Annotated in this window: 23 protein-coding genes; 15 read left to right on the top strand and 8 right to left on the bottom strand. The window is 43.5% G+C overall.

The features are described from left to right. Positions 1–56: 56 nt before the first annotated feature. Positions 57–542: a DUF3347 domain-containing protein gene (locus tag INP83_RS03065; protein ID WP_146273180.1), complete on the top strand. Its 486-nt coding sequence runs from the start codon at positions 57–59 to the stop codon at positions 540–542. Positions 543–545: 3 nt separating this feature from the next. Beyond that, positions 546–1,730 (top strand): anhydro-N-acetylmuramic acid kinase, encoded by a 1,185-nt coding sequence (locus tag INP83_RS03060; RefSeq protein ID WP_219126251.1) that lies wholly within the window; start codon positions 546–548, stop codon positions 1,728–1,730. Here the strand turns inward: INP83_RS03060 and INP83_RS03055 are convergent. Beyond that, positions 1,714–2,019 carry a hypothetical protein gene (locus INP83_RS03055; RefSeq protein ID WP_219126250.1) on the bottom strand — a complete coding sequence of 102 codons (306 nt, stop codon included), beginning with the start codon at positions 2,017–2,019 and terminating at the stop codon, positions 1,714–1,716. The two genes, INP83_RS03060 and INP83_RS03055, sit on opposite strands and share 17 nt — an antisense overlap. Before the next feature lie 331 nt (positions 2,020–2,350). Between INP83_RS03055 and INP83_RS03050 the strand changes: the two genes are divergently transcribed. From INP83_RS03050 to hflX, 5 genes are all read left to right on the top strand, one after another. After that, a complete protein-coding gene (locus INP83_RS03050; protein WP_219126249.1) occupies positions 2,351–2,797 on the top strand; it encodes a cytochrome B in 447 nt (148 codons plus the stop codon). Positions 2,798–3,015: 218 nt separating this feature from the next. Further along, the gene (locus INP83_RS03045; protein ID WP_219126248.1) at positions 3,016–4,425 is read left to right on the top strand and encodes an anthranilate synthase component I family protein; all 1,410 of its coding nucleotides are present in this window, start codon (positions 3,016–3,018) and stop codon (positions 4,423–4,425) included. Between the two features lie 92 nt (positions 4,426–4,517). Then, the gene (locus INP83_RS03040; protein WP_146273176.1) at positions 4,518–5,087 is read left to right on the top strand and encodes an aminodeoxychorismate/anthranilate synthase component II; all 570 of its coding nucleotides are present in this window, start codon (positions 4,518–4,520) and stop codon (positions 5,085–5,087) included. 104 nt (positions 5,088–5,191) lie between these two features. Continuing rightward, on the top strand, positions 5,192–5,974 hold the full coding sequence (trpC, locus tag INP83_RS03035) for an indole-3-glycerol phosphate synthase TrpC (protein WP_219126247.1): 783 nt from the start codon (positions 5,192–5,194) through the stop codon (positions 5,972–5,974). Positions 5,975–6,341: 367 nt separating this feature from the next. Continuing rightward, complete coding sequence (gene hflX / locus INP83_RS03030) at positions 6,342–7,526, top strand: GTPase HflX (protein ID WP_219126246.1); 1,185 nt, start codon at positions 6,342–6,344, stop codon at positions 7,524–7,526. Between the two features lie 105 nt (positions 7,527–7,631). Here the strand turns inward: hflX and pepT are convergent, their stop codons facing one another. Further along, a complete protein-coding gene (pepT, locus tag INP83_RS03025) occupies positions 7,632–8,915 on the bottom strand; it encodes a peptidase T (RefSeq protein ID WP_219126245.1) in 1,284 nt (427 codons plus the stop codon). 90 nt (positions 8,916–9,005) lie between these two features. Between pepT and INP83_RS03020 the strand changes: the two genes are divergently transcribed. Genes INP83_RS03020 through INP83_RS03005 form a run of 4 tightly spaced genes read left to right on the top strand, consistent with a single transcriptional unit; the run spans position 9,006 to position 12,449 of the window. Then, positions 9,006–9,746, top strand: coding sequence for an outer membrane beta-barrel protein (locus tag INP83_RS03020; RefSeq protein WP_255563243.1), 741 nt, complete (start codon positions 9,006–9,008; stop codon positions 9,744–9,746). A gap of 1 nt (position 9,747) precedes the next feature. After that, positions 9,748–10,098 (top strand): MmcQ/YjbR family DNA-binding protein, encoded by a 351-nt coding sequence (locus tag INP83_RS03015; protein WP_219126243.1) that lies wholly within the window; start codon positions 9,748–9,750, stop codon positions 10,096–10,098. Between the two features lie 6 nt (positions 10,099–10,104). Next, positions 10,105–11,847 carry a M14 family zinc carboxypeptidase gene (locus INP83_RS03010; protein WP_219126242.1) on the top strand — a complete coding sequence of 581 codons (1,743 nt, stop codon included), beginning with the start codon at positions 10,105–10,107 and terminating at the stop codon, positions 11,845–11,847. After that, positions 11,844–12,449, top strand: coding sequence for a rhomboid family intramembrane serine protease (locus tag INP83_RS03005; protein ID WP_219126241.1), 606 nt, complete (start codon positions 11,844–11,846; stop codon positions 12,447–12,449). The genes INP83_RS03010 and INP83_RS03005 overlap by 4 nt, the downstream gene beginning before the upstream one ends. On the opposite strand, the gene INP83_RS03000 is transcribed toward INP83_RS03005, so the two are convergent. Beyond that, positions 12,446–13,435 (bottom strand): hypothetical protein, encoded by a 990-nt coding sequence (locus INP83_RS03000; RefSeq protein WP_219126240.1) that lies wholly within the window; start codon positions 13,433–13,435, stop codon positions 12,446–12,448. The two genes, INP83_RS03005 and INP83_RS03000, sit on opposite strands and share 4 nt — an antisense overlap. Before the next feature lie 21 nt (positions 13,436–13,456). On the opposite strand from INP83_RS03000, the gene INP83_RS02995 reads away from it, so the two are divergent. After that, positions 13,457–14,509, top strand: a complete 1,053-nt coding sequence (locus tag INP83_RS02995; RefSeq protein ID WP_255563242.1) for a dipeptide epimerase — start codon at positions 13,457–13,459, stop codon at positions 14,507–14,509. 111 nt (positions 14,510–14,620) lie between these two features. On the opposite strand, the gene INP83_RS02990 is transcribed toward INP83_RS02995, so the two are convergent. Continuing rightward, complete coding sequence (locus INP83_RS02990) at positions 14,621–16,054, bottom strand: DNA/RNA non-specific endonuclease (protein ID WP_219126239.1); 1,434 nt, start codon at positions 16,052–16,054, stop codon at positions 14,621–14,623. A 175-nt stretch (positions 16,055–16,229) separates the two neighbouring features. Here INP83_RS02990 and thiL point away from each other — a divergent pair, with 175 nt between their 5' ends. Further along, the gene (gene thiL, locus INP83_RS02985) at positions 16,230–17,273 is read left to right on the top strand and encodes a thiamine-phosphate kinase (protein WP_219126238.1); all 1,044 of its coding nucleotides are present in this window, start codon (positions 16,230–16,232) and stop codon (positions 17,271–17,273) included. Positions 17,274–17,388: 115 nt separating this feature from the next. Here thiL and INP83_RS02980 read toward each other — a convergent pair whose 3' ends face one another. The 4 genes from INP83_RS02980 to dinB all read right to left on the bottom strand — a co-directional run bounded on the left by INP83_RS02980 (position 17,389) and on the right by dinB (position 22,276). After that, a complete protein-coding gene (locus tag INP83_RS02980) occupies positions 17,389–17,718 on the bottom strand; it encodes a hypothetical protein (protein ID WP_219126237.1) in 330 nt (109 codons plus the stop codon). Between the two features lie 54 nt (positions 17,719–17,772). Continuing rightward, positions 17,773–19,170: a family 43 glycosylhydrolase gene (locus tag INP83_RS02975; RefSeq protein WP_255563241.1), complete on the bottom strand. Its 1,398-nt coding sequence runs from the start codon at positions 19,168–19,170 to the stop codon at positions 17,773–17,775. A 223-nt stretch (positions 19,171–19,393) separates the two neighbouring features. Then, positions 19,394–20,698, bottom strand: coding sequence for an ammonium transporter (locus INP83_RS02970; RefSeq protein ID WP_219126235.1), 1,305 nt, complete (start codon positions 20,696–20,698; stop codon positions 19,394–19,396). A 465-nt stretch (positions 20,699–21,163) separates the two neighbouring features. Continuing rightward, the gene (gene dinB / locus INP83_RS02965; RefSeq protein WP_219126234.1) at positions 21,164–22,276 is read right to left on the bottom strand and encodes a DNA polymerase IV; all 1,113 of its coding nucleotides are present in this window, start codon (positions 22,274–22,276) and stop codon (positions 21,164–21,166) included. A gap of 56 nt (positions 22,277–22,332) precedes the next feature. Here dinB and INP83_RS02960 point away from each other — a divergent pair, with 56 nt between their 5' ends. Both INP83_RS02960 and INP83_RS02955 read left to right on the top strand, forming a co-directional pair. After that, a complete protein-coding gene (locus tag INP83_RS02960) occupies positions 22,333–22,905 on the top strand; it encodes a thiamine pyrophosphokinase (RefSeq protein WP_219126233.1) in 573 nt (190 codons plus the stop codon). 114 nt (positions 22,906–23,019) lie between these two features. Next, the gene (locus tag INP83_RS02955; protein WP_255563240.1) at positions 23,020–24,072 is read left to right on the top strand and encodes a DUF6515 family protein; all 1,053 of its coding nucleotides are present in this window, start codon (positions 23,020–23,022) and stop codon (positions 24,070–24,072) included. Positions 24,073–24,187: the final 115 nt, after the last annotated feature.

Genomic DNA, 24,187 nt, shown 5'->3' with positions numbered 1-24,187 from the left:
CTTTTTTGCTTTACCGGCCTTTGATATTATCTTTATCAAAAAAACGTTTACCCAGTATGAAAAAGATAATCCTGAGTTTATTTCTGATGCTTTCGGTTTACATATCAAAAGCCCAAAATGCATCGGTTGATAAAATAGCCTCGGCATACATTGGTGTTAAAAACGCGCTGGTTGGCAGCAACGCTACCCTGGCAAAAACCCGATCAAAAGAATTGCTTGATGCTTTTTCGTCTATCAAAGACCTTACACCCGCGCAGCAAAAAACAGTTAATATTTACCTGGATAAATTAAAATTCGATAGTCGCCATATCAGCGAGACTACCAAAATAGACCACCAACGCGAGCATTTTCAAAGCCTGTCTAATAACATGTACAGCATGCTATCAGCTTTAAAGCTGAACGGTACAACATTATACCAACAATACTGCCCTATGAAAAAGGCTGCATGGCTAAGTGAAAGCAAAGACATCCGTAACCCATACTATGGCAATGACATGCTGGAATGCGGAACGGTTAAAGCAACTTTAGCGGCTGCAAAGTAGGCCATGAATCAAAACCTGCAAAAGCTTTTCGCTATCACCCAAAAACCTGAACGTTTGTGTATCGGCCTCATGTCGGGCACATCGTTAGATGGTTTGGATATCGCCTTGTGCAGTTTTACCGGCAGCGGCATGAAGACGAGCTTTAAGCTCATCAATTTTACAACTATTCCTTACCAGGATAAATTTAAAGATGAAGTAAAACAGGTATTTGCCAAACGCCAGGCAGATCTGCAGCAGGTTACTTTATTAAATGCTTATATAGGCACCTACCATGCGGAATTGATTTTACAAGCCCTGGCTGATTGGAATATCCAACCATCGCAGATTGATTTTATCGCCAGTCACGGGCAAACTATTTACCATGCACCAAAGCACCAGCACGGACAGGCGGGCTACAACAACGCCACCCTGCAAATTGGCGATGGCGACCATATTGCCGTAAAAACAGGCATTTTAACGATCAGCGATTTCCGCCAGAAACACATTGCCGCAGGCGGCGAAGGCGCGCCACTGGCTTTATATGGCGATGTGATCTTAGGCAGCAAACCCGGAGAACATCGTATTTTACTTAATATCGGGGGCATAGCTAACCTTACTTATTTGCCGGGCGACGGTAACCTATCGAAAGTGATGTCGACCGATATTGGTCCGGGCAATACACTTATTGATGCCGCCTGTCGCAAGTATTTCGATAAGCCTTATGATGCTAACGCAGAGATAGCCTACTCGGGCACTGTGAATGATGCCTTGCTTGAGGCATTGCTGCATCACCCTTTCTTTAATGAACAGCTACCCAAAACTACCGGCCCGGAGTTATTTAATCTGGAATATGTAGCCAACGCACAGCAGGCAACCCGCGATCTTAACATTGCCAAAGCTGACCTTGTCGCCACACTTAGTGCCTTTACAGCCACTACTATAGTAAGATTTATCGCCGGCAATTTCCCGGTGGATGGCCTAAAGATCTTCGCCAGCGGTGGCGGCGCGCGCAATCCCTTTATAATGGAGATGATCAAAAGGGCATTACCAAAAGTTTCAATTGGTAATACATCCGATATTGGTATTGATCCGGACGCTAAAGAGGCTATTCTGTTCGCCGCCCTGGGCAACGAAGCGCTTTGCGGCGAGCCGATGCAGATTGGCAATAATCCTGCTGTGTTGATGGGGAAGTTTAGTTTTGCGAAGTAAGGTTTTGTTTTCCTATCAATTCTTCAGCTCTTAATCGAGAAATTTTATTTTTGGCAACTGCCGAGTTAATGAAATCAGCTAAAAGTAAATAGGAGTTCTTTGACTGCATCCTAAAGAATGTTTTTTTAGAATTACCGTTTTTATAATCCAACAAAATATAGTTGTTAACGCCTTGTGAAATGCGACATTCTAATGAATGATAATAGATCGCTTTTTGCCCGCTAAAATCGTTTAGCGCTAAATCAACTGAAATAATGGAATCTAAATCAATTTCTTCGTCATTGATCATTAAATGCTTTCCCTGTAAGTAAACTCTACCATTAAAATATCCATTCAAAGGCTGGATGCACATGTGTGAGCGAAAAAGTAAAATTATGAAAGTGCAAGCGAAGGCAAAAAAGCAAATACTGTCAATGTCTTTCACATAATGGGTCAGCGATACATGTAGCAAAAAACACAATGCAAAACATATTACTAAAATAGCATTCGCAGATAATCTATATTTAGGTTTATCAGGTATAAATATGTCAAATGAAACATTATCCATTTAATAAAGGAGAAGCAAATTTTACTACACCAAAGAACGTTATTTACTATATTCGAAGCAAAAACAAACGCTCATGAACGCATATAAATTCTTTCTCGAATTTCACTCGGGTTTCAGGTACATTGTAATGGTGTTGATATTACTGGCAATACTCGTCGCTTTCGCCGGTCTTTTAGGCAAAAAGCCTTATACCAATGGTAACCGCAAGCTTAACTTGTTTGCCATGATCTCGGCACACACGCAATTGCTGATAGGCCTGGTTCTGTATTTTTTAAGCCCGTTTGTAAAGTTTGAGGGTGGTGTAATGAGAGACCCTAACGCGCGTTACTGGACAGTTGAGCACCTTGCTATGATGATCTTTGCGATAGTATTGATCACCATAGGTCATTCTAAATCAAAGAAAGCCAGCCTCCCGAGCGAGAAACACCGCGTAATTGCTTTGTTTTATTTACTGGCATTGGTTACCGTTGTGGTAGCTATTATACAGAGCCACCGACCTTTTTTCGGAATGTCCCACTAAAAAAGTCGACAAAAAATTTGTTAATTCAAATTTCTTTATATTTTTGCTACCGCGATGAACAAAACTATCAACCATAACAATTGGTGGCACCTTACAAAAGTAAGACAGCCGGATAGTTTCGTGAATTTGCAGCACTAATCAAATGTAAACCTATTTTGAAACCCGGCGAACGCTCAATTCGCCGGGTTTTTTTGTTTAATACGCTTTGAGACAACAAAATGAAAAAATATAAAATAACAACTACCTATAAAAAGCTACTGGCAGACACTACCACGCCGGTGAGTATTTATTTGCGCTTAAGGGATGTGTTTCCTAATTCTTTGCTGTTGGAGAGCTCTGATTATCATAGTCGCGAAAACAGCTTAAGCTTTGTTTGCTGCCAGCCTTTTAGTGGCATAGTACTTAATGATGGCGAGCTTAAAAGAAAGTTCCCCGACGGCAGCGAAGAAGTAAGCAAAGCCGGAGAATTTGAATTGGTTGATGAGATAAATAGCTATATCAACCGCTTTGAGGTTGAGGCAAATAATTCAAAGATTTTGAGTAATGGCCTGTTCGGCTACTTTACCCATGAGGCAGTTGAGCATTTTGAAACGCTAAAGCTTAAAGAGCATAGCGATACCGACCGCAAGATACCGGTAATGCAGTATCACATTTACAGTTACATCATAGCCATAGATCATTTTAAGAACGAGCTTTATATTTTTCATAACCAGGTAGAGGGTCGGGAGCAAACCAACGGCTTAGACCGCCTGGCCGATCTGATCAAGAACAAAAACTTCCCTGAATATGCTTTTAGCAGTGCGGCTGAAGAACAATCGAACCTTACCGGCGATGAGTTTATTGCTATTGTGGAGAAAATGAAACAGCACATTTACCGTGGAGATGTTTTCCAGATAGTGCCTTCAAGAGCATTCTCCAAGCAGTTTCAAGGGGATGAGTTTAATGTTTACCGGGCACTTAGGTCTATCAATCCATCGCCATACCTTTTCTATTTTGACTTTGGCGATTTCAGGATCTTTGGTTCATCACCAGAGGCGCAGATCACCATCAAAAACAATGTGGCCAGTATTTTCCCGATAGCCGGCACCTTTAAACGCAGCGGCGATGACGAGAAGGATGCCGAGATAGCCCGCGCGCTGGAAAACGACCCTAAAGAATCTGCAGAGCACGTAATGCTGGTTGACCTCGCCCGCAATGACCTGAGCCGCCATTGTGAGGATGTAAGTGTAAAAGCATTTAAAGAAGTGCAGTATTACTCGCATTTGATCCACCTGGTGTCGCACGTAAGCGGTAAACTTAAACCAGGTGTATCATCATTTAAAATTGTGGCAGATACTTTCCCGGCGGGTACGCTAAGTGGTGCTCCGAAATACCGCGCTATGGAGATCATTGACGAGAACGAGAAAACCAAACGTAGTTTCTACAGCGGCGCCATAGGTTTTATGGGTTTCAACGGCGATTTCAATCACGCCATCATGATCCGCTCATTCCTGAGCAAAAATAACACACTGCATTACCAGGCTGGTGCGGGTATTGTAGCCGGCTCGGTACCCGAAAGTGAATTAAAAGAAGTAGATAACAAAATTGCAGCATTGCGCAGGGCGATAGACCTGGCGCAGGAATTGTAAGCCGCTTCGCGGGTTGATTAGTGATCAGAGAGCAGAGATTAGTACAAACGAATTTAATTCCCCTATTGAGAGGGGTTAGGGGTGTGTAAAAAATGAAAAATATTTTAATCATAGACAATTACGATTCTTTCACCTATAACCTGGTGCACCTGGTGAACGAACTTGGTCTGCAGTGCGAGGTTTGGAGGAACGACCAGTTTAAGCTGGAAGATGTGGACCAATTTAGCCATATCATCCTGTCGCCGGGGCCGGGCATACCGTCAGAGGCGGGTTTATTGTTGCAGGTGATAGAAAGATACGCGCCAACGAAAAGCATGTTTGGCGTATGTTTAGGCCAGCAGGCTATTGCAGAAGTGTTCGGCGGCAAGCTTTATAATCTGCCGCAGCCCATGCATGGCATCGCAACACCTATTAAAGTGACCGATGACTCGGAACCGCTGTTTAAATCGTTACCGGAGAGTTTTAAGGTTGGGCGTTACCATTCGTGGGTGGTTGAAAAAGAATTGCCTGAGGTCTTGGAAATTACCGCTATTGATGAGCATGATGGGTCGGTAATGGCGTTACGCCACAAAAAATATAATGTGCGTGGTGTACAGTTTCACCCGGAATCTGTGTTAACAGAATATGGGAAAGAAATGATGCAGAACTGGTTGAACGCATAACTGAGATTATTAAAAGCATTTTTGTCATTCTGAACGATAGTGAAGAATCTACCGACGAACAGATAATTCGCCACGCTCAGTATGACAAGCAATCAAAAGAACAAATGACCATACTCGATAAAATTGTAGCGCAAAAAAAGAAAGAAGTAGCTGCAGCAAAGCAACTGGTAAGCATTACTGATCTGGAAGCTTCTGCATATTTTGACAGGACGCCGCACTCTTTCAAAGATTTCCTGCTGGCACCGGACAGGACCGGCATTATTGCCGAGTTTAAGCGCCGGTCACCATCAAAGGGAATCATCAACGACAAGGTGTTAGTTGAAGATGTAACGCAGGCTTATGCTGCGGCTGGGGCATCAGCTTTATCTGTACTTACCGACGAGCAATTTTTTGGCGGTGCACAAACAGATGTAACAACGGCCCGCAAAGTAAACAATATCCCCATCCTGCGTAAGGATTTCATGATAGATGAGTACCAGGTATTGGAGGCAAAAGCCATTGGTGCCGATGTAATCCTGCTGATAGCCGCTATTCTTACTCCAGCTGAGATCAAACATTTGGCGGCCGCCGCTAAAAGCCATGGCTTAAGCGTACTGTTGGAAGTTCATAATCTGGAAGAACTGGAGCGCAGTATCGACCCCAACCTTGATGCCATCGGTGTAAACAACCGTAACCTGGCCGATTTTACGGTATCGGTAGAAAACTCATTTGAACTGGCGGAGCATATCCCTGGTGAATTTATCAAAATCTCAGAAAGCGCCATTAGCAATACCAAGGTTATTAAAGAACTAAAAGAGGTTGGTTTTCGTGGATTTTTAATCGGCGAGAACTTTATGCGCCAGGTTGATCCGGGTGCTGCTATACGCGAATTTGTAAAGGGCTTGTAATTCAGGCCTTTTACTTTTATATTTGCATTGTATTTTTATCTGCATGTAATACCTCATCAACATACAACAATCTGTTGTTTCAGCCGATAGGCAACCATCACCAAATTGAGTGATCATTTTATATTATCTACATCGCCGAAAGGCATTATTAATTATTTATACCAATTGCTATGTAAAACATAACCACATTCATGTGTTTATTAATGAGGTAGCATAATGCTTACCTTTGTGGTTTAATTGTTAAGGCGAAAAGCCTCTCCCCAACCCCTCTCTGAGGGAGAGTGGCTTTAAAAAACTTGTTCTTAAAGTTTTCCCTATCGGGGGAGATTTAGAGGGGGTGTAAGGCTTTAACACAATCATTTTTTGAATGAGACAAAAATTTTATGATACTGCTGTGAAGCAGGAAAGGGCTGTGTTAGTAGGTGTGATAACACCCAACGAGACCGAGGCCCAAGAGAAAGAATATTTAGAAGAATTAGAGTTTTTGGTGATGACTGCCGGTGGTAAAACCGAAAAGGCTTTCACCCAAAAACTACAGCGCCCGGAGCGTGCAACTTTTGTGGGTACCGGAAAGCTGGAAGAGATACGCGACTATGTAAAGTCGGAAGAGATAGATATGGTTGTTTTTGACGACGAACTGTCGCCATCACAACTGCGTAACATTGAGAACGAGCTACAGGTAAAGATACTGGACAGAAGCAATCTCATATTGGATATTTTTGCCGGCAGGGCCCAAACGGCACAGGCTAAAACCCAAGTAGAACTGGCCCAATTGCAGTACCTGCTGCCACGCCTTACCCGCCTCTGGACCCACTTAGAGCGCCAGAAGGGTGGTATTGGTATGCGTGGTCCGGGCGAGTCGCAGATCGAGACGGACAGGCGTTTGATCCTGAACAAAATATCGTTGCTTAAAGAACGGTTAAAGCTGATCGACAGGCAAAACGAGACGCAGCGCAAAAATCGCCAGCAATTGATACGTGTGGCTTTGGTGGGTTATACCAACGTTGGTAAATCAACCATCATGAACATGCTGTCGAAATCTGAGGTATTTGCCGAGAACAAGTTGTTTGCAACGCTGGATACTACGGTTAGGAAAGTGGTGATCGAGAATGTGCCCTTCCTGCTGTCAGACACGGTTGGGTTTATCCGCAAGTTACCTCACCATTTGGTAGAGTGCTTTAAATCTACGCTGGATGAAGTTCGCGAAGCTGATATCCTGATCCACGTGGTAGATGTTTCACATCCAAACTTTGAAGATCAGATCCATACGGTAAACGAAACGCTAAAGGATCTTGGCGCTATCGATAAAACCATGATAACGGTTTTCAACAAGATAGATACTTTTAAACCCGAAGACCATAACATCAACACGGAACAGGAGCCGATAACGCTTGACGATTTCCGTCACAGCTGGATGGCCAAGAACAACAGCCCGGCTATCTTCATCTCTGCCACGCAGAAGGAGAATGTTGAGGAGTTCCGCAACCTGCTTTACAAATACGTAAAAGACGTGCATACGGCAAGGTATCCTTATGATAATTTGCTGTATTAAGATAAGCCTTCCAGCCACCTGAATGGGGAGCAGGAGTTTAAAAGTCCGATACAAAAAAGCCGATTGATAAAGTTTCAATCGGCTTTTCTGTTTTTTGAAAAAATATTATTCTGCTACTCCTTTAGGGGGCTGGGGGGCGCTGTTCTCCTCCCACACTACACACAAATGCAAAATCGTCTCTACAGCCTTTTGCATATCCTGTACAGATACCCATTCCTGCTTGCCATGAAAAGCATGCTCACCTGCAAAAATATTGGGGCTTGGCAAACCCATAAAAGACAATCTTGATCCGTCAGTACCACCACGGATACTGCAAAGCTTAGCTTCTAAGCCGGCACGGCGAATAGCTTCCATACCGTACTCAACAATTTGCGGGTTTTGCGCCAACACACGCTTCATATTGCGGTACTGCTCATAAGTTTCCAATGTGTAGGTGGAGTTTGGAAAACGCTTCAGTACCTCGTCAGCCACCTTACGTACCACATCAGCGTGCTTAGACAGGTTGGCATCCTCAAAATCGCGAATGATAAAGTCGATGGTTGCTGTTTCTACATGGCCACCAAAATCAACCGGATGAATGAAGCCTTGCATCTCTTCGGTATGCTCCGGCGAAAGATCATCAGGCAACGCTGCTATGATCTGCCCCGCAATCTTAATGGCGCTCTCCATTTTGCCTTTGGCAAAGCCGGGATGGCTGCTTACACCGTTGATGGTCAAACGTGCGCCGTCAGCGCTAAACGTCTCGTTCTCCATGTTGCCTGCGCTTTCTCCGTCCATAGTGTAGCAGGCAAAAGCACCAATCTTGGCTATGTCGGCCTTATCAACCCCGCGGCCTATCTCTTCATCAGGTGTAAACAAAATTTTTATCGTGCCGTGTTTTATCTCTGGGTGATTAACCAGCTGGTAGCAGGCATCCATTATTTCGGCTACACCAGCCTTATTATCTGCGCCTAAAAGTGTAGTGCCCGAGGCTGTAATGATATCGTTCCCGATCTGGTTTTTCAAATCAGGGTGGTCGCTCATTTTAAGCACCTGGGTTTTATCGTCTGGCAAAATAATATCTTCTCCCTGGTAATTGCTATGTACGATAGGTTTAACACCTGTACCGCTGCAATCAGGTGCGGTATCCATGTGGGAGCAGAAGCATATCACGGGCACACCGGCTTTATCTGTATTTGCGGGGATGGTTGCATAAACATAGCCATATTCATCAAGATGGGCATCGTTTACACCCATATCAAGTAGTTCTTTAACCAGTACACGGCCAAGGTCCTTCTGCTTTTCGGTTGATGGCGTAGAGTTCGAATTAGGGTCTGATTGCGTGTCGATCTTAACATAATCCAGAAACCTTTCTGTAACTGTAAAACCAAGCGATGCGTTTAAATCCATATAAAACCTATATTAGTAAAATTATTTTTTGTTTGGCCTTAAGCCAGCTTTGCCGGCCGGGCAACCCCTATAATCAAACATACAAATTCATTGAAAAAGTATCTTTTAATTCTTCTATCACTGTTTTTTTTGTCGGAGGCAAAAGCTCAAAGCAGTTTAAATTACGCAGCGTTTGGTATCGGTGTAAGTGTAAGCCGCAACAGGCCATACGCGGATACCAAAAGGGTTGATGATAATATGTCATACGCCGTAATAGGAAACTATTTTTTTACACCGTATGTGCCAATTGGCCTTGAGTTTCAGTTTGGTACCTTATCAGGCGGCGGACGAACCCGCGAGCTTGATGCATATGGCCGTACTTACAAAAACAATTATAAAGCCCTTTTGCTGCACATGGATGTGCAACTTGGTGAGGTGATCAACTATCAGGGTAACACGTTCTTAAATATCGTAAAAAACTTTTATGCAGGTGCCGGCCTGGGAGGGATTTACAATAACATGGCTGATATACAGCGCGAGAATTTGTTTATAGAAAATGGTGCAATTGGCGAGAAACATGGTTTTGAGGGCAAGGATAGTGGACTAAATTTTATGGTGCCGTTACGTTTTGGTTATGAGTTTAAGATATACAATGGGTACGACCAGCCTAACATACGTTTAGATATTGGTTACCAGCATAATCTTACTTTTGGTGAGGGATTAGATGGTTATAACGACCCTTCAACAAAGTTCAAAAATAACGCGCTGGATCAATACCGTCAGATCACTGTTGGCATAAAGGTTAACTTCGCCGGCGAAAGAAGCTACGATAAGGAGATCAAAGGCTACTGATATGAACATTGAGGATATCCGCGATTACTGCCTGGCCAAACACGGTGTTACAGAAGGCTTCCCGTTTGGCGAGGAAACGCTGGTTTTCAAAGTTGGTGAAAAAGTATTTTTACTTACCGGCCTTGGTAATAACAGCTTTAATGTAAAATGCGACCCGGAGCGCGCCATTGAGCTACGTGAACAATTTAATGAAGTGCAGCCCGGCTATCACATGAATAAAAAACACTGGAACACCGTTTGCACTGATGGTTCCCTTACAGCCAAGCAATTAAAAGAAATGATAGACCATTCTTACGATCTGGTATTAAACGGTTTACCGAAGAAACTGCGCGAGGAGATTGCAGGCAAATAATAACCTATGAAGAAATTAATCCTGCTGATCTTTCCGTTATTATTTACCGCGATAGCTGATGCACAACTTACACCTTTTGAACAAAGTAACGACAAAAATTACACAGCAACATATCAGCAGGTAATTACCTACTACCAAGCTTTGGCCAAACAGCAGCCGCAAATGCGCTTGTTTAATTATGGCAGTACAGACATTGGCAAGCCGCTTACGCTGGTTGTGCTTTCAAAAGACAAGGTTTTTGATCCTGCTCAGATAAAAAAACAAAATAAGCGGGTGTTACTCATCAATAACGGCATCCATCCCGGCGAGCCGGAGGGTATTGATGCAAGCATGATGCTGGTGCGCGACCTGCTAAAGAAAAACCAGCTTCCAAAGGATGTAGTGTTGTGCTTTATTGCATTGTATAATATCGATGGCAGCATGAACCGCGGGGTGTCTCGTGTTAACCAGAATGGCCCACGTGCTTATGGGTTTAGAGGGAACTACCGTAACCTTGATCTTAACCGTGATTTTATAAAGGCCGATAGCCGTAATGCGTTGGCATTTGCACAGATACTTAACACCTGGCAGCCCGAAGTTTTCCTGGATAACCACACCAGCGATGGTGCAGACTATCAGTACGTGATGACGCTCATCGAAACGCAAAAAGATAAACAAAACCTAACACTTGCGGCTTACACAGATAAGACACTAACGCCCGACCTATACAAGGGTATGAAAAAAAGCGGTTTTGAGATGATACCTTATGGTGCCGGCGAGCAGGGCCTTCCTGATAGTGGCATTGTAAGCTTTATGGAAACGCCCCGCTTTTCAACAGGCTATGCTGCGCAGCACAATATCATCAGCTACATGACCGAAACGCACATGCTTAAGCCCTTTGATAAGCGCGTGTGGGCAACTTATGCCTTTATGCAAAACCTTATTGGTATTTGTCAGCGCGATGCTAAACTGCTTGGCGAAATGAAGAAAAAAGTAGATGCCGAAGTTGCACAGCAAAAAACTTTCGGACTGAACTGGCAGGTTGATGAAAGCAAGGTAGATACTATCACTTTTAAGGGCTACGCTGCAGAATATAAAACAAGTGATGTAAGTGGCTTAAAACGCCTTTATTATGACCGCAACAAGCCTTACACTAAAACAGTAAAGTTTTACAACACTTATAAAATTACAGCCACTGTCGATAAGCCCGTTGCCTATATTATACCACAGGCCTGGGCTAAGGTTATTGATCTGTTTAAATTAAATAAAGTAGCCATGAGCAGACTGGCACATGATACCACGCTTGATTTGCAGATGTATTATATTGCCGATTATAAGACCGGCAACCGGCCCTACGAAGGACATTACCTGCACAGCAATGTAAAGCTAAACCCTGTTGATGCTAAAGTAAGGTTTTATGAAGGCGACTATGTGGTTTATGTAAACCAGCCCATTAACCGTTATATTGTAGAAACGCTGGAACCGCAGGGTGTGGACTCTTTTTTTGCATGGAATTTTTTTGATAGCATGCTGGGGCAAAAAGAATATTTTTCTGACTACGTTTTTGAGGATGTAGCCGCCAAAATGCTGAAGGAAGACCCTGCTTTGAGAAAGAAACTTGACGACGCCAAAGCTGCCGACCCTAAACTGGCTGGTAGTGCAGCCGCCCAGCTTAATTGGGTTTACCGAAATTCGCCTTATTTTGAAAAAACATACCTGCGCTACCCTGTAGGCAGGCTTTTACAAACTACCAAACTCGACCTTAGATGATTGAATACTTACAGTACGCCCCGGTAGCGTCTATCATATTTGTTCTCACGCTGGCGACATCGTTATGGGCATTTTCAAACCATAACATTTACGGCAACTTTATCCTTAACCCATACAATGTATCAAGAGGCCATAAGGTATACACCGTTTTAACCAGCGGCCTTATCCATAAGGATTGGAACCACCTGTTCTTTAACATGCTATCGTACTATTTCTTTGCCTTTCAGTTAGAGGTTTACCTGGGGCATTGGCAGTTTGGGGCGCTGTACATAGTAAGTTTAATATTGAGCGATCTGCCAACTATCCAAAAGCATAAGAACGATATTTGGTACAATAGTTTGGGCGCATCCGGCGCTATCAGTGCGGTGATATTCAGCTTTATACTTTTTCAGCCAACAGCAGGAATGAGCATACTGTTTATCCCCATAGCTATACCGGCTTGGATATTTGGTATCCTCTACCTGGTATACTGCCACTTTGCATCAAAGCACGCACGAGATAACATTAACCACGATGCACACTTTTTTGGTGCTATAAGCGGTATCATCATTACCGTTATACTCAATCACAATGTGCTTAATGAATTTTTCAGGAAATTTTAGAGGCTGAGTAAGATACTATCAGCAGCTATTTTGTTGCCATCTTTATCAAACAGGTAGCTCACCGGATGCTCAGGATCTTTGATGATCTCCAGCAACAAAAGGCCCCAGTTCTTCCAGAAATTTTCCAATACCTGGCCGTAGGTTTTATTTTGCCATTCGTCAAAAAGCGGCTTGCTGCTTAAGCCACGTAAGGGCATTTCCTCTATATAGATCTCATCATTGACCGGCAAAATGTTGTATTCGGGCAAGCGGTTGAAAAGGTAGTTGGAGTAAAAAACGCGGGCGCTAAATTCTTCAAACTGGATAGGGTGCAGCATCTCGTCTTTGATCTGGTCGTATATCTTTTTGTGATAGTAATAATTTGAAGCATTGTCCTGCAGGCAAATTACCATCCCAAAATCTTTTATGCGGAGCGCGAATGTTTGGGTATTTATTTCATCCCGGTAACCAAACTCTTCATGATTATTGTTCACCTTAAACAGGAAGATGCTAAAAGGTTTAAAGTCTTCAAAAATGATAGGCAGGTTAATGCTCTGCAGCATCAAATGCAACTGGCTGAATTTTAAAAGGATGGATTGCGACATGCTGAATTCCTCGCCTTGCGAGTGCATTAGCCTGATGCCCGATTGTATCTCGTTAAAGATAATGCCGTATAGTAGCTTACCGGCCCATTGGAAAAGTTTCAGTTCATCAAGGGCCTTTACACCTTCGTAACCCTTTTCAAAAGCATTGGCAATTTCTTCTTCAAGCGGCTCCAGAAAATCATCGTTTATATGGCTCGAGCAAGGCAGCTTAAGATCTTTGTAGGTAGCAATGTTCTCGTCGAGCATTTTAAACGGCTTGTCTTCCAAAGCATGTTGGCTCATCAGCCACTGCGGGAAAACCTGGATCTTTTCTTCCTCGCTTTTTAGTGCCTCCCCGGTGAGGAAACAGTTTTTATTGCTGAAGTTAAAGCGCTCGAACGGGGCGTAAATTTTTGCCGGCATAGCCGCAAAGATAAACAGTATATGAAAATTAAAATTTTAGCTTTGATATTTGACATGCAGCTTACTTACCAGCCATATGAGCTTCTGCTGAAGCATACTTTTACCATCGCCAAATTCTCGCGCAACTCTACGCCGTTGATGCTGGTAAAGATCAATCACGAAGGGCATACAGGCTATGGCGAAGCATCTATGGTGCCCTATATGGGCGAGAGCCACCAAAGCGCTGCAGAATTTTTAAATAAGGTAGATGTTAACCAATTTAAATATCCCTTTGATTTTGATGCCATAATTTCGTACCTCGATAACATTGCAACCGGTAACCCGGCTGTAAAAGCAGCCATAGATATTGCCTTGCATGATCTGGAAAGTAAATTGAAAGGAGTACCCTGCTGGCAATTGTTAGGAAGCGACCCCGCTTTGATGCCGGTTACGAGTTACACCGTTGGTATTGATACCAAAGAGGTGATTATTCAAAAAATACACGAGGCTCCTGAGGCTAAAGTGATCAAAGTAAAGCTTGGGCGCGATACGGATAAGGACCTCATACAAACCATCCGCTCAGTGACTAACAAGCCACTGTATGTAGATGCAAACCAGGGCTGGACAGATCGCAAACAAAGCCTCGACTTTATTTACTGGCTGCAGGAGCAGGGCGTAAAACTGATTGAGCAACCTATGTTAAAAACCGATGTTGACGGCAATGCCTGGATCACCGAGCATAGCCCCATACCAATTATTGGCGATGAAGCGGTGCAACGGTTTACTGATGTAGATAAGGCTGCCGGTGTTTATCATGGCATCAATATAAAACTTATGAAATCTGCCGGGATGCATGAGGCAAAACGGATGCTGGGTAAAGCCCGCGAGCTGGGCTTGAAGGTATTGATAGGTTGCATGAGCGAAACCAGTTGCGCCACACTTGCCGCTGCTGCCCTTGCCCCCCAATGTGACTGGGCCGATCTTGACGGGCCCTTATTGGTTTCTAATAATCCATATCAAAACCCGGCTTTCAGTCAGGGAAAATGGGAGTTGAGTTATGCGCCCGGCCTTGGGCTAATGCAAATCGACTATTAAAAAATTGTCATTTCGAACGAGCGGTAGCGAGGAGAAGTCCTCTGCTTTGTAAGTCGCGCGTAGAAGATTTCTCCTCGTTCCTCGTTCGAAATGACATGAAGAATAAAAGGCCTATAAATTATCCGTTTTAGTTTCTACAGCATCCTGCACGCTTTGCGGCAGTGCCGATAACAGGTTGTAACCGGTTGCCTGCTCAATGGCCCTAACGGTTACACGGTACTGCTTCCAGTCGGTGTTGATGGTATTAATGTTTGGCGTGTTCACGGCGATAACACGGGTTGAGGTAGTAACACGATTAACATCATTATCTCCTGTTGGGATAATTACCGCCACCTTCCAAACATTACTTGGTACGGTTATCTTATCACCATTGATCTTATTGAATGTTCCATTTGAACCTGTACCGCCCATGCCGTAGCTGCCCATGATAACGTACACCTCATTACCTGCCTTCACCTGGTCGCGCAGGTAATTTTCCATATTGGCCCATGTCTGCTGGTTGTTATTTGGTGCCTGAGGTATCATGTTAGTCATCAGGAAGGTGGCAGCATTAGCGTTAGCAGAGCTGGTCCTATCTGCCGACGGACAATTATGCCCCCTGTCGAAACCAGAACTTTGGTAACTATTACTTTCAACGTGATAAAACGTTGATGGCAAACCTATAAAACCCGCAAAATTGTCTGATCGCGGAGCGGTGTTATTGATGGTATTAGCATCAATATGCCAGCTTACCCAATTAGGTGTGCCACGCATAGCGCTGTACGATTCTACGTAGTAACTCTGATCTATCAGATAATTATCAGCAACAGTTACAGATGTTTGCGCGTTTGAAGGATTGCCAAACAATAGGTTGCTGTTATCTCCGGATGCTGGCTGTGCATCGCTGCCTGCGGTTACCCCGCGTTCAGGTGCTGCAGAACCTGTGCCTGCGCCATTATCTCCGTCGCCTGTGCCCGGGTCAGTGCTTATGATAATGCCAGAATCACCGGTGCCGGTAAATACGATATCATCTATATTGATGCGGGTTGTGCCCGTTTTTTGTATACGGAACCTTACAGGTTTGGTAGTGTTTACCTTAAATGAGTCGGCCACAAGAGTAGTGCTGGTTTCCGATATGTCTGAGCCCACTTGTTTAAATGTAGCGCCGCCATCGTCAGAGATCATTAGCTGCCAGGTAGAATTTGCATCCGTACCATATTTAGCGTGGCTTATTTTTATCTGCTGTAAGTTGCTTATATCAAATTTCATGGTAATGTCACCGGTTCTTAGCCTTACTGATTTTGAACCGTTCTTTGCATCAGCCGCAAGGGCACCCAAAAGAGCATCATTAAAAGTCCACACGCCGGTGGTTAACTGTACGTCTGCTGCTGCATAGGCTGTTTTAGACCCGGTTTCAAAATCTTCTGTTACTTTGTAGGGTTTAGGGGGCTGCGGTGTTTCGGTACCATTGCCGGGGTTGATTGGTTGTTGTGTAATGTCTTTTCTACAGCCCGCAACAACCACCAGAACAGATAGATAGACGATGAGTAATTTTCTAAATTTCATATAAATGTATTTTCCAGAGCAAAGCTATGATGGTTTTGTTAATCCTATGTTAAATAACTTTATGTACGGTAAATTTTACAATTGAAACCAAGCCAAAGTAGCTTAAGCTATTAAGTGATCAATTGTAATAAGCTTTGCGTATTTTTGCAGACCAATCGCTGAAATCATATACAATATGTTCGAGAACGAAGAGAAAACCAATCTGGAATCAGTAGGTGAATTTGGCCTGATCAGCCATCTCACAAAAAATATAAAACTGGTACAAAAAAGTACGGTAAAGGGCATCGGCGATGATGCCGCCGTACTAAACTACGAAGGCAAACGCACCCTTGTGTCTACAGATCTGCTGTTAGAAAACATACATTTTGATCTTGCATATACTCCTCTTAAACATTTGGGGTATAAGGCCATCCAGGTAAACCTGAGCGATATTTACGCCATGAACGGTACGGCCACCCAAGTCACTGTATCCATAGGTATGAGCAGTAAATTCCCGTTAGAAGCAATTGAAGAACTTTACGAAGGCATTTATCTTGCTTGCGGAAACTACAATGTTGACCTGGTTGGGGGCGATACATCCGCATCGCGCCAGGGCTTGGTGATAAGCGTAACGTCTTTAGGCTATGCTGATGAGAACGATGTGGTTTACCGTAACACCGCTGAAACGGGCGACCTGATCTGCGTATCCGGAGATCTTGGAGGGGCTTATATCGGTTTGCAGTTATTAGAGCGTGAAAAATTGGTTTATATGGAGAATCCCAATATTCAGCCTGATCTGGAGGGTAAGGATTATATTGTTGAACGCCAATTGAAACCCGAAGCGCGTAAAGATATCATAGACCTGCTACAGGAACTTGGCGTTAAACCTACTTCCATGATAGATGTATCAGACGGTTTGGCATCAGAAGTTCTGCATATCTGTAAACAAAGCAATAAGGGCGCTAAACTGTATGAAGAAAAGATCCCTATTGACCCGATGACCTACGAAACCGCCCGCGAATTTGGCCTCGACCCAACAGTGTGTGCCTTAAGCGGTGGCGAAGACTATGAGCTGCTTTTCACAGTTAAGCAAGCCGATTACGACAAGATAAAACACAAGATGGATTTCTCCATCATAGGTTACATTACCGAGCCAAATGAGGGCTATACGCTTATTACTAAATCAGGAAATGTGCATGAGCTGAAAGCACAGGGTTGGAATGCGTTTAAAGCAGGGTAAATCAATCATGTTGTTGCGATAGAGCATATTTAAATGCTGCGATCCTCAATTTGCAGATTGCTCTGTAAACTGTGGATTGCAATTCTAATATATTTGCGATCGAAAAAAGCATGAATTAATCCACCCCGGGCTCTATCAGCCTCGGGTTAACACTGCCGCTGTTGGCCTGGGTTATTTTATGCAGGTTGTATTTGCGTGGCTTAGTTTCTTCGTTAACGGTAACCATGCCGTTCTTGTACCAAAGCTCCAACAGTTCACAAGCATGTTCGCGTTCAATATCATCTCCGCCGGATAGCTCGTGCAAGTGCGCTATCACTTCATCTGCTGTACCTTCGCCAAGATCAGCTAAGGCATAAGCCAGATTTTCTTTAAGCGCCGCCGAAGCGTCGTAATGCGCCGGTACGTGCAATGGCTGGTGTAATTCTCTAAATTCCTGATCGTTCATTGTTGGGCCTTTTACAAATTACAACTGAAGAGAATAATTGTTGCCGGGCGGGCTCTAATTTACAATAGCCTTAAATTTCAATACTTTTCCATCGGGCTTAAAAGATTGCCCGCCGTTATTGCTTTTAGAAGCGACGCCATCATTAGAATTCACTTCATCTCTTAAGGCAACACCATAGCAACCCGTTGTTGTGTTTGAATGTAAAACGATAGCATAACGATGTCCTTTATGTACCGACAGCGAAGGCTTTAGATAAACATTCTTTGCAGACCAACCTATGTTCTTAGCATCGATATTGCTTTTATAGAGAGGTTTGCCTTGCGGCAGCCCGTTTTCATCAGCAACGTAAATAGCTGTTTCAAGGTTTTGATCCGTGCTTCCGGTTTTAAAAGCAGTAATGCTTAAACGAGATAGTTTACCTGTTTTGCCTGCAACAAAAGATTGTGAACGTTGCAAGTCAGCAGCTATATCACATTTTGATAGAAAGTTTTTTGTAGCCGAGCCTGCGGCTGATTGCGGTATAGCCTTAGGCAGGCGGTAGGTTTCATAACATTTTAAAGGATTGATAGAACCGTCTGCCGCGAAAGTTAAGGGAGCCCAGTAGTAATTTGCAAGGGCCTCATTTTTAGCTGCATTATTCCATAGGTCACTTCCATAGAGATATACTGCTTGCGAATTTATTTTTATTGTTGACACAAATGAAGGCTGCCCTCCGCATGAATTGTCGCTGATCCGCTTGCCCTCAGACCATGGGCCCAGCGGAGACATCGCGGTTTTATAAGACGTTCCTGTGCCGGAGCAGTAACCACAGTTTGGGTCAGAGTAAGTTACGTAATACCTGCCATTGCGTTTAAACAAACCCGGCGCTTCCGTTTCGCCACTGGTAACCGCTTTAACATGCTCGCCTGTACCGGTGAGGTAATCTGCGCTTAATTTTTCGATCACGATTGTGCCCTTTGTTCGCCAGTCGGTATAAGCTAAGTATGCTATCCCGTCATCGTCAACAAAGGTATCGTGGTCGCCATTGTTAAGGCCGGCAGCAGGCATATCGCCATTCACGGCAAGTATAGGTTCGGCCACCTCGGTAAAAGGCCCAACCGGCGACCTGGATGTGAACACCCTGTATCCAACTACATTATCATAAACGTTTATCCAAAGCACATAAAGTTTAGTAAGCTTGTTATAAATAACATGTGGCCTAAAGCATCCGTAAGTTTTACCATCGCAGCGTGTTTGCCAGATTTTTGTTTTGGCGTCAAACAAGTATCCGCGATCGGTCCAATTGTTCAGGTCTTTTGAGGAGTAAACCTTAAATCCGCAAAACGGAGCTCCCTTGTTGCCCCACTCAAAGCCACAATCGTAACTGGTGCCATATAAATAATAAACACCGTTGAACTGCGCAATTTCACCATCGTGCGCGTCAACAGCGTCTCCGGCTGTGCTGTAACGCACAATCTGCCTTCCTTTATTATCAAAGTTCTTTATCTGCGCGCTAACAATGTGGGGGCTTAATAGCAGTAGAGCAATTAAAATGAGAGGGAGTTTTAGGTTGTTGCATGCTGTCATAAAACAAAGCTATGGTTACAATTGGAGCCTGCAAGCCAAAAAACAAAAAAAGGGGCCGAAGCCCCTTTCCAGTTAGTTAGTTTAGTGTATGATAGTTGAGGTTTGAATACTATAATTCTTCGTCGTGCTGTGAAACGTCCAAACCGGCAAGCTCATCCTCAGGTGTAACACGTAGAGGGCTTATCAGGTCGGTAACTTTTAACAGGATGAATGCACCTATAAAGGCAAATGCAGAAACCGCAACCAGTGCAATAAGGTGTTTTACAAACAATCCGGTTTCACCGTAAAACAAGCCATTCGCACCAGCAGCGTTAACGCTCTTTGTAGCAAAAACACCTGTTAACAGCATCCCTACCATGCCACCTACACCGTGGCAAGGGAATACGTCAAGCGTATCATCAATGTTGGTTTTGCTTCTCCAGATCACTACCAGATTACTTACTACTGCAGCTACAATACCTACTACAAGCGAACTTGATACGGTGATATAACCGGCAGCAGGGGTTACAGCAACTAAACCTACAACTGCGCCAATACAGGCACCCATTGCAGATGGTTTTTTACCTCTCAGTATGTCGAAGAAGATCCATGACATTGCCGCAGCTGCTGAGGCTGTTGTGGTAGTAGCCAGAGCTGTTGCCGCTAATTCGCCTGATGCCAACGCAGAACCTGCGTTAAAGCCAAACCAGCCGAACCATAGTAAACCGGTACCTAATATTACGTAGCTGATACGCGCAGGGGTATGCGACTCCGGTACCTCGTTACGTTTTTTAAGATAAAGAGCCGAAGCCAGGGCAGCCCAACCTGCAGACATGTGTACAACGGTACCACCGGCAAAGTCAAGCACTCCCATTTTAAAGAAGAAACCATCAGGGTGCCATGTAGCGTGTGCAAGAGGAATGTATACCACTACTATGAACAGTGTAATGAAAATAAGATAAGAATTGAAACGGATACGTTCTGCAAATGCGCCGGTGATCAAAGCCGGGGTGATAACCGCAAACTTAAGCTGGAACATTGCAAAAAGTATTACCGGAATTGTACCGCCAAGCCAAGCAACGCCCAGGGTATTCTGCATCATGAAAAATGTTTTGGGATTGCCCAAAAAGCCACCGCCAATATCATCGCCAAAGGCCATGCTGAAACCAAATACTACCCAAATAATAGTAATGAGGCCCATACATACAAAGCTTTGAAGCATGGTTGATATTACGTTCTTTTTACGCACCATACCGCCATAGAAGAAGGCGAGGCCGGGCGTCATTAATAATACCAGCGCGGTTGAGATAAGCATCCATGCTATATCCGCACCGTTGTAAGTGGTAGCAGGCTTTGCTGCAACAGTAGCGCCCGGATAAACCAGGGCAAGCACCACCACGATAACAAGAATGAGAAAGGGTACAATTTTTTTCATTTCGTTAGTTTAAGTGAAAGTTTAGTTAATTGATCAGTTAATTAATAGTTAGTTAGTCAGTAAAATCAGGGTAAAATATTTTTTGGCCACAATATCGGCCTGTATTTACATTTTAAAACGCAATGTGTATTCAATAAAACAATATTTGTCCCCTTCAACAACCAATTCAGGGCTCATATTTCCATAATATTCTCAATGTTTAATTAAAATCAGTTGGAATCTGACTTTAAATAGAAGTATTCTTCTGTTAAACCTTTAGAGCATCGAGAAAATTTATTTGTCTTATTGTTTATTTAGCTAAAATAACGACTTTAAAATAATATTGTCAATAAAAAACACTTTTTTTTGAAATTTTATTTCAAAAAATATCACATTTATGAAAATAATCGATTTTTAAGCGTTTTTTAAGCAAGTAAAAGTCTACTAAAAACAAATGTTTTAAAAGAAAACAGAAGATTAGGAGTATTAAATCTGCTGATCGAAGAGATCTAACTGTTCTGAGGAAGTTTTCGTACGGATTTCCGGCGGATAAAAATTAGAAAGCGTTATTCCAAGCAATCTAACGCTGGAATTTTCCAGATCGGTGGCGTCGAGCAAACGTTTTGCAGTATCGGCAATGAAATTGGTATCATTATCACCTTCAGTAAAAGATTGACTGCGTGTTATCTGTTTAAAATCACTGTATTTTATTTTAAGTGTTACTGTACGTCCTTTTAACTGATACCGCAACAGTCGCTCGTTCACAGTTTTCGCGATCTTTTCCAGTTCAGCGTACATTTCTTCTGCCGTTGTCAGGTCGTAAGGAAAAGTATCTTCGGCCCCAACAGATTTGGTCTCGCGATGCGGCTGCACGGGGCGGTCATCTACGCCCCGAACAATGTCATAGTAAAAGCCGCCTGCTTTACCAAAACGGCTAACCATATCTTCTTTGCTCAGCGCTTTCAGATCGGCACCTGTAAATAAACCCTGCTTTTTCATTTTATCTGCAGTTACTTTGCCCACACCGTAAAATTTATCAACCGGCAGGTTTTCGATAAATTTTTCGATGGATGATGGTCCTATGAAAGTAAGTCCATCGGGTTTTTTTAGGTCTGATGCTATTTTTGCAACAAATTTATTGACAGATACCCCTGCAGAGGCGGTTAGCTGCAATTCATCTTTTATAGCCTGCTTTATTTGCTGCGCAACTTCAATGGCCGAGCCTATGTTCAGCTTATCTGCTGTAACATCCAGATAGGCTTCGTCAAGCGAAAGGGGTTCTATCAGATCCGTATACCTGCTAAATATCTCGCGGATCTTTTGCGATACTTCTTTGTATGCAGCAAACCGAGGCCTTACAAACAGCGCATGCGGACAAAGCTTTAAAGCTTGTTTTGAGGGCATGGCCGATCGTACGCCAAATTTGCGTGCTTCGTAGCTTGCTGTTGCTACCACGCCGCCGCGGCCTTCGGGCAGGCCGCCTACCACAAGCGGTTTACCGCGGTATTCGGGAAAGTCGCGTTGTTCAACAGACGCGTAAAATGCATCCATATCTATATGGATGATCTTGCGTTGTTGTTTCCCATGTTCCTGTGCCATTTAATCAAAGCTATTAATTTAACATACCTTTGCCAAAAGGGTTATTGAGGTATAATATGTCATCACATCACATTGTTCGCGAAAAACAGGAGCCGGCTTTGCTTATACTAAGCCTTGATAATTTTTCGCACGAACTTTTAGGCCAATTATTAGAGTGGAGCCCAACTGTTATTGCTGTTGCTGAGGTTGCCGAACAGCTGGCTATCTATGAAATAAAAGTAGATGTTATTATTACTAATGAAGCCTCACCTTTTGCGCAATCAGACGTAAAAATTATACCGCCTGCATCACAAACGCCGGTAGCTGCAACGCTAACATATCTTATCAATAATAGCTATCCATCAATTAACGTAATTGCAAGCGATCTCATACTAACTGATTTTGAACCCTACGTCAGCAAGATCAACATTGTATTATATAGTGGTAACCGCAAAATATACCCGGTAACAAACGGCTTTAAAAAATGGAAACCGGGTAACGAAATTGTCGAAATATTATCCATATCTTCAAGTTTGAAAATCAGTGGGTTAAGCTTGCGATCAAGCTGGTCTTACCTTACCAACCATGATGGGTTTTTCAGTTTGGAGTTTGAAGATCCATTTGTTTTTATTTCCGAAGAGATCGAATAAAATATCGGCTTACTTTTTGTGTAAAAATAATTTAAATGGCATTAAACCGTTAGTGCCTTGTTTAGTCAAATAGTAACATTAGCGTAAGGGCGCTGGTGCTTTTATTAATTTAAGATGAGAACAGCATATAAAAAATTATTAACAATAGCCTTAAGCGGAATGATGTTCCTTGGCTTAGGCTTAGACGCAAACGCTCAGCGTGGCGCTCGCGGCGGCGGCGGTGGTGGATTTAGTGGAGGCGGTCGTGGATCATTTGGCGGCGGCGGTGGTGGCGGCGGCTTCAGTCGCCCTTCGGGCGGTGGCTTTAGCAGGCCATCAATGGGGATGTCTCGCCCGCAAGGTTCTTTTAGCCGTCCTTCAATGGGGGCAGCTCCTAACCGGGGTAGCTTCGGTGGTACCCGCCCGCAGATGGGTGGCGCGGTACAAGGCAGAAGCAGCTACGGTTTTAGCAACCGTGGTAATTACGCAGGTCGCCCTTCAATGGGTGTAAATTCACGTGGTTCATACTCACGCGGTTACTACGGTGGCCGTTACGGTTATGGCTATGGCCGTCCTTATGGATACGGCTACCGCAGTAACTATTATGGCCCACGTTACTTTGGTTATGGTTTTTATAACTACCGCGGTTACTACAATTCTTACTATTTACCACGTATTGGTTTTAGCATAGGTGTATTACCATTTGGTTATTATCCTTTCTGGTGGAACAATTACCAGTATTATTATGCTGATGGTTTGTACTATCAATATAACGATAACCAATACACAGTGGTAGAGCCACCGGTAGGTGCTGAAGTAAAATCACTACCATCAAAAGCAGAGCCTATCACCATCAATGGCGAGCAGTTCTACGAATCTAACGGTGTATACTACCGCGCAGTGACTAAAGATGACGGTACTGTAACTTACGAAGTTGCCGGTAAAGACGGCCAACTGGAAACCAGCAATGGTGGCGGTGACCAAGGCGACTACCAGTCTTACCAGGTAGGTGACATTATCACTTCATTACCAGAGGATAGCCGCAAAATAAAGGTAAACGGCGAAAAACTGTGGGTTTCTCCTGATGGTACTTATTTCCAGGAGCAACGCGATGAGAACAATAAAAAGGTTTACAAAGTTGTTGGCCTGTCAACCGAAGAAGATCAGGGTGACGATAACCAACAATAATATTTCTGAACATTAGCTTCATAAAAAGCGGAGGTCTCGATAACCTCCGCTTTTTTGTTTTAGTGCATTTTTAATTAATCGAAACATTTTTAATCAAGGGTATATTCCTATAATA

This window comes from Mucilaginibacter sp. 21P, assembly GCF_019331605.1.
GTDB classification, from domain to species: domain Bacteria; phylum Bacteroidota; class Bacteroidia; order Sphingobacteriales; family Sphingobacteriaceae; genus Mucilaginibacter; species Mucilaginibacter achroorhodeus.
Note: the sequence above shows the minus strand (reverse complement) of the source record. Positions and strands in the feature narration are given on the sequence as shown.

What these genes read in the sequence shown, in the direction of transcription:
- INP83_RS03065 (WP_146273180.1), top strand. Translation starts at nt 57, where the DNA reads ATGAAAAAGATAATCCTGAGTTTATTTCTGATGCTTTCGGTTTACATA.
- INP83_RS03060 (WP_219126251.1), top strand. Translation starts at nt 546, where the DNA reads ATGAATCAAAACCTGCAAAAGCTTTTCGCTATCACCCAAAAACCTGAA.
- INP83_RS03055 (WP_219126250.1), bottom strand. Translation starts at nt 2,019, where the DNA reads ATGATCAATGACGAAGAAATTGATTTAGATTCCATTATTTCAGTTGAT.
- INP83_RS03050 (WP_219126249.1), top strand. Translation starts at nt 2,351, where the DNA reads ATGAACGCATATAAATTCTTTCTCGAATTTCACTCGGGTTTCAGGTAC.
- INP83_RS03045 (WP_219126248.1), top strand. Translation starts at nt 3,016, where the DNA reads ATGAAAAAATATAAAATAACAACTACCTATAAAAAGCTACTGGCAGAC.
- INP83_RS03040 (WP_146273176.1), top strand. Translation starts at nt 4,518, where the DNA reads ATGAAAAATATTTTAATCATAGACAATTACGATTCTTTCACCTATAAC.
- trpC (WP_219126247.1), top strand. Translation starts at nt 5,192, where the DNA reads ATGACCATACTCGATAAAATTGTAGCGCAAAAAAAGAAAGAAGTAGCT.
- hflX (WP_219126246.1), top strand. Translation starts at nt 6,342, where the DNA reads ATGAGACAAAAATTTTATGATACTGCTGTGAAGCAGGAAAGGGCTGTG.
- pepT (WP_219126245.1), bottom strand. Translation starts at nt 8,915, where the DNA reads ATGGATTTAAACGCATCGCTTGGTTTTACAGTTACAGAAAGGTTTCTG.
- INP83_RS03015 (WP_219126243.1), top strand. Translation starts at nt 9,748, where the DNA reads ATGAACATTGAGGATATCCGCGATTACTGCCTGGCCAAACACGGTGTT.
- INP83_RS03010 (WP_219126242.1), top strand. Translation starts at nt 10,105, where the DNA reads ATGAAGAAATTAATCCTGCTGATCTTTCCGTTATTATTTACCGCGATA.
- INP83_RS03005 (WP_219126241.1), top strand. Translation starts at nt 11,844, where the DNA reads ATGATTGAATACTTACAGTACGCCCCGGTAGCGTCTATCATATTTGTT.
- INP83_RS03000 (WP_219126240.1), bottom strand. Translation starts at nt 13,435, where the DNA reads ATGCCGGCAAAAATTTACGCCCCGTTCGAGCGCTTTAACTTCAGCAAT.
- INP83_RS02995 (WP_255563242.1), top strand. Translation starts at nt 13,457, where the DNA reads ATGAAAATTAAAATTTTAGCTTTGATATTTGACATGCAGCTTACTTAC.
- INP83_RS02990 (WP_219126239.1), bottom strand. Translation starts at nt 16,054, where the DNA reads ATGAAATTTAGAAAATTACTCATCGTCTATCTATCTGTTCTGGTGGTT.
- thiL (WP_219126238.1), top strand. Translation starts at nt 16,230, where the DNA reads ATGTTCGAGAACGAAGAGAAAACCAATCTGGAATCAGTAGGTGAATTT.
- INP83_RS02980 (WP_219126237.1), bottom strand. Translation starts at nt 17,718, where the DNA reads ATGAACGATCAGGAATTTAGAGAATTACACCAGCCATTGCACGTACCG.
- INP83_RS02970 (WP_219126235.1), bottom strand. Translation starts at nt 20,698, where the DNA reads ATGAAAAAAATTGTACCCTTTCTCATTCTTGTTATCGTGGTGGTGCTT.
- dinB (WP_219126234.1), bottom strand. Translation starts at nt 22,276, where the DNA reads ATGGCACAGGAACATGGGAAACAACAACGCAAGATCATCCATATAGAT.
- INP83_RS02960 (WP_219126233.1), top strand. Translation starts at nt 22,333, where the DNA reads ATGTCATCACATCACATTGTTCGCGAAAAACAGGAGCCGGCTTTGCTT.
- INP83_RS02955 (WP_255563240.1), top strand. Translation starts at nt 23,020, where the DNA reads ATGAGAACAGCATATAAAAAATTATTAACAATAGCCTTAAGCGGAATG.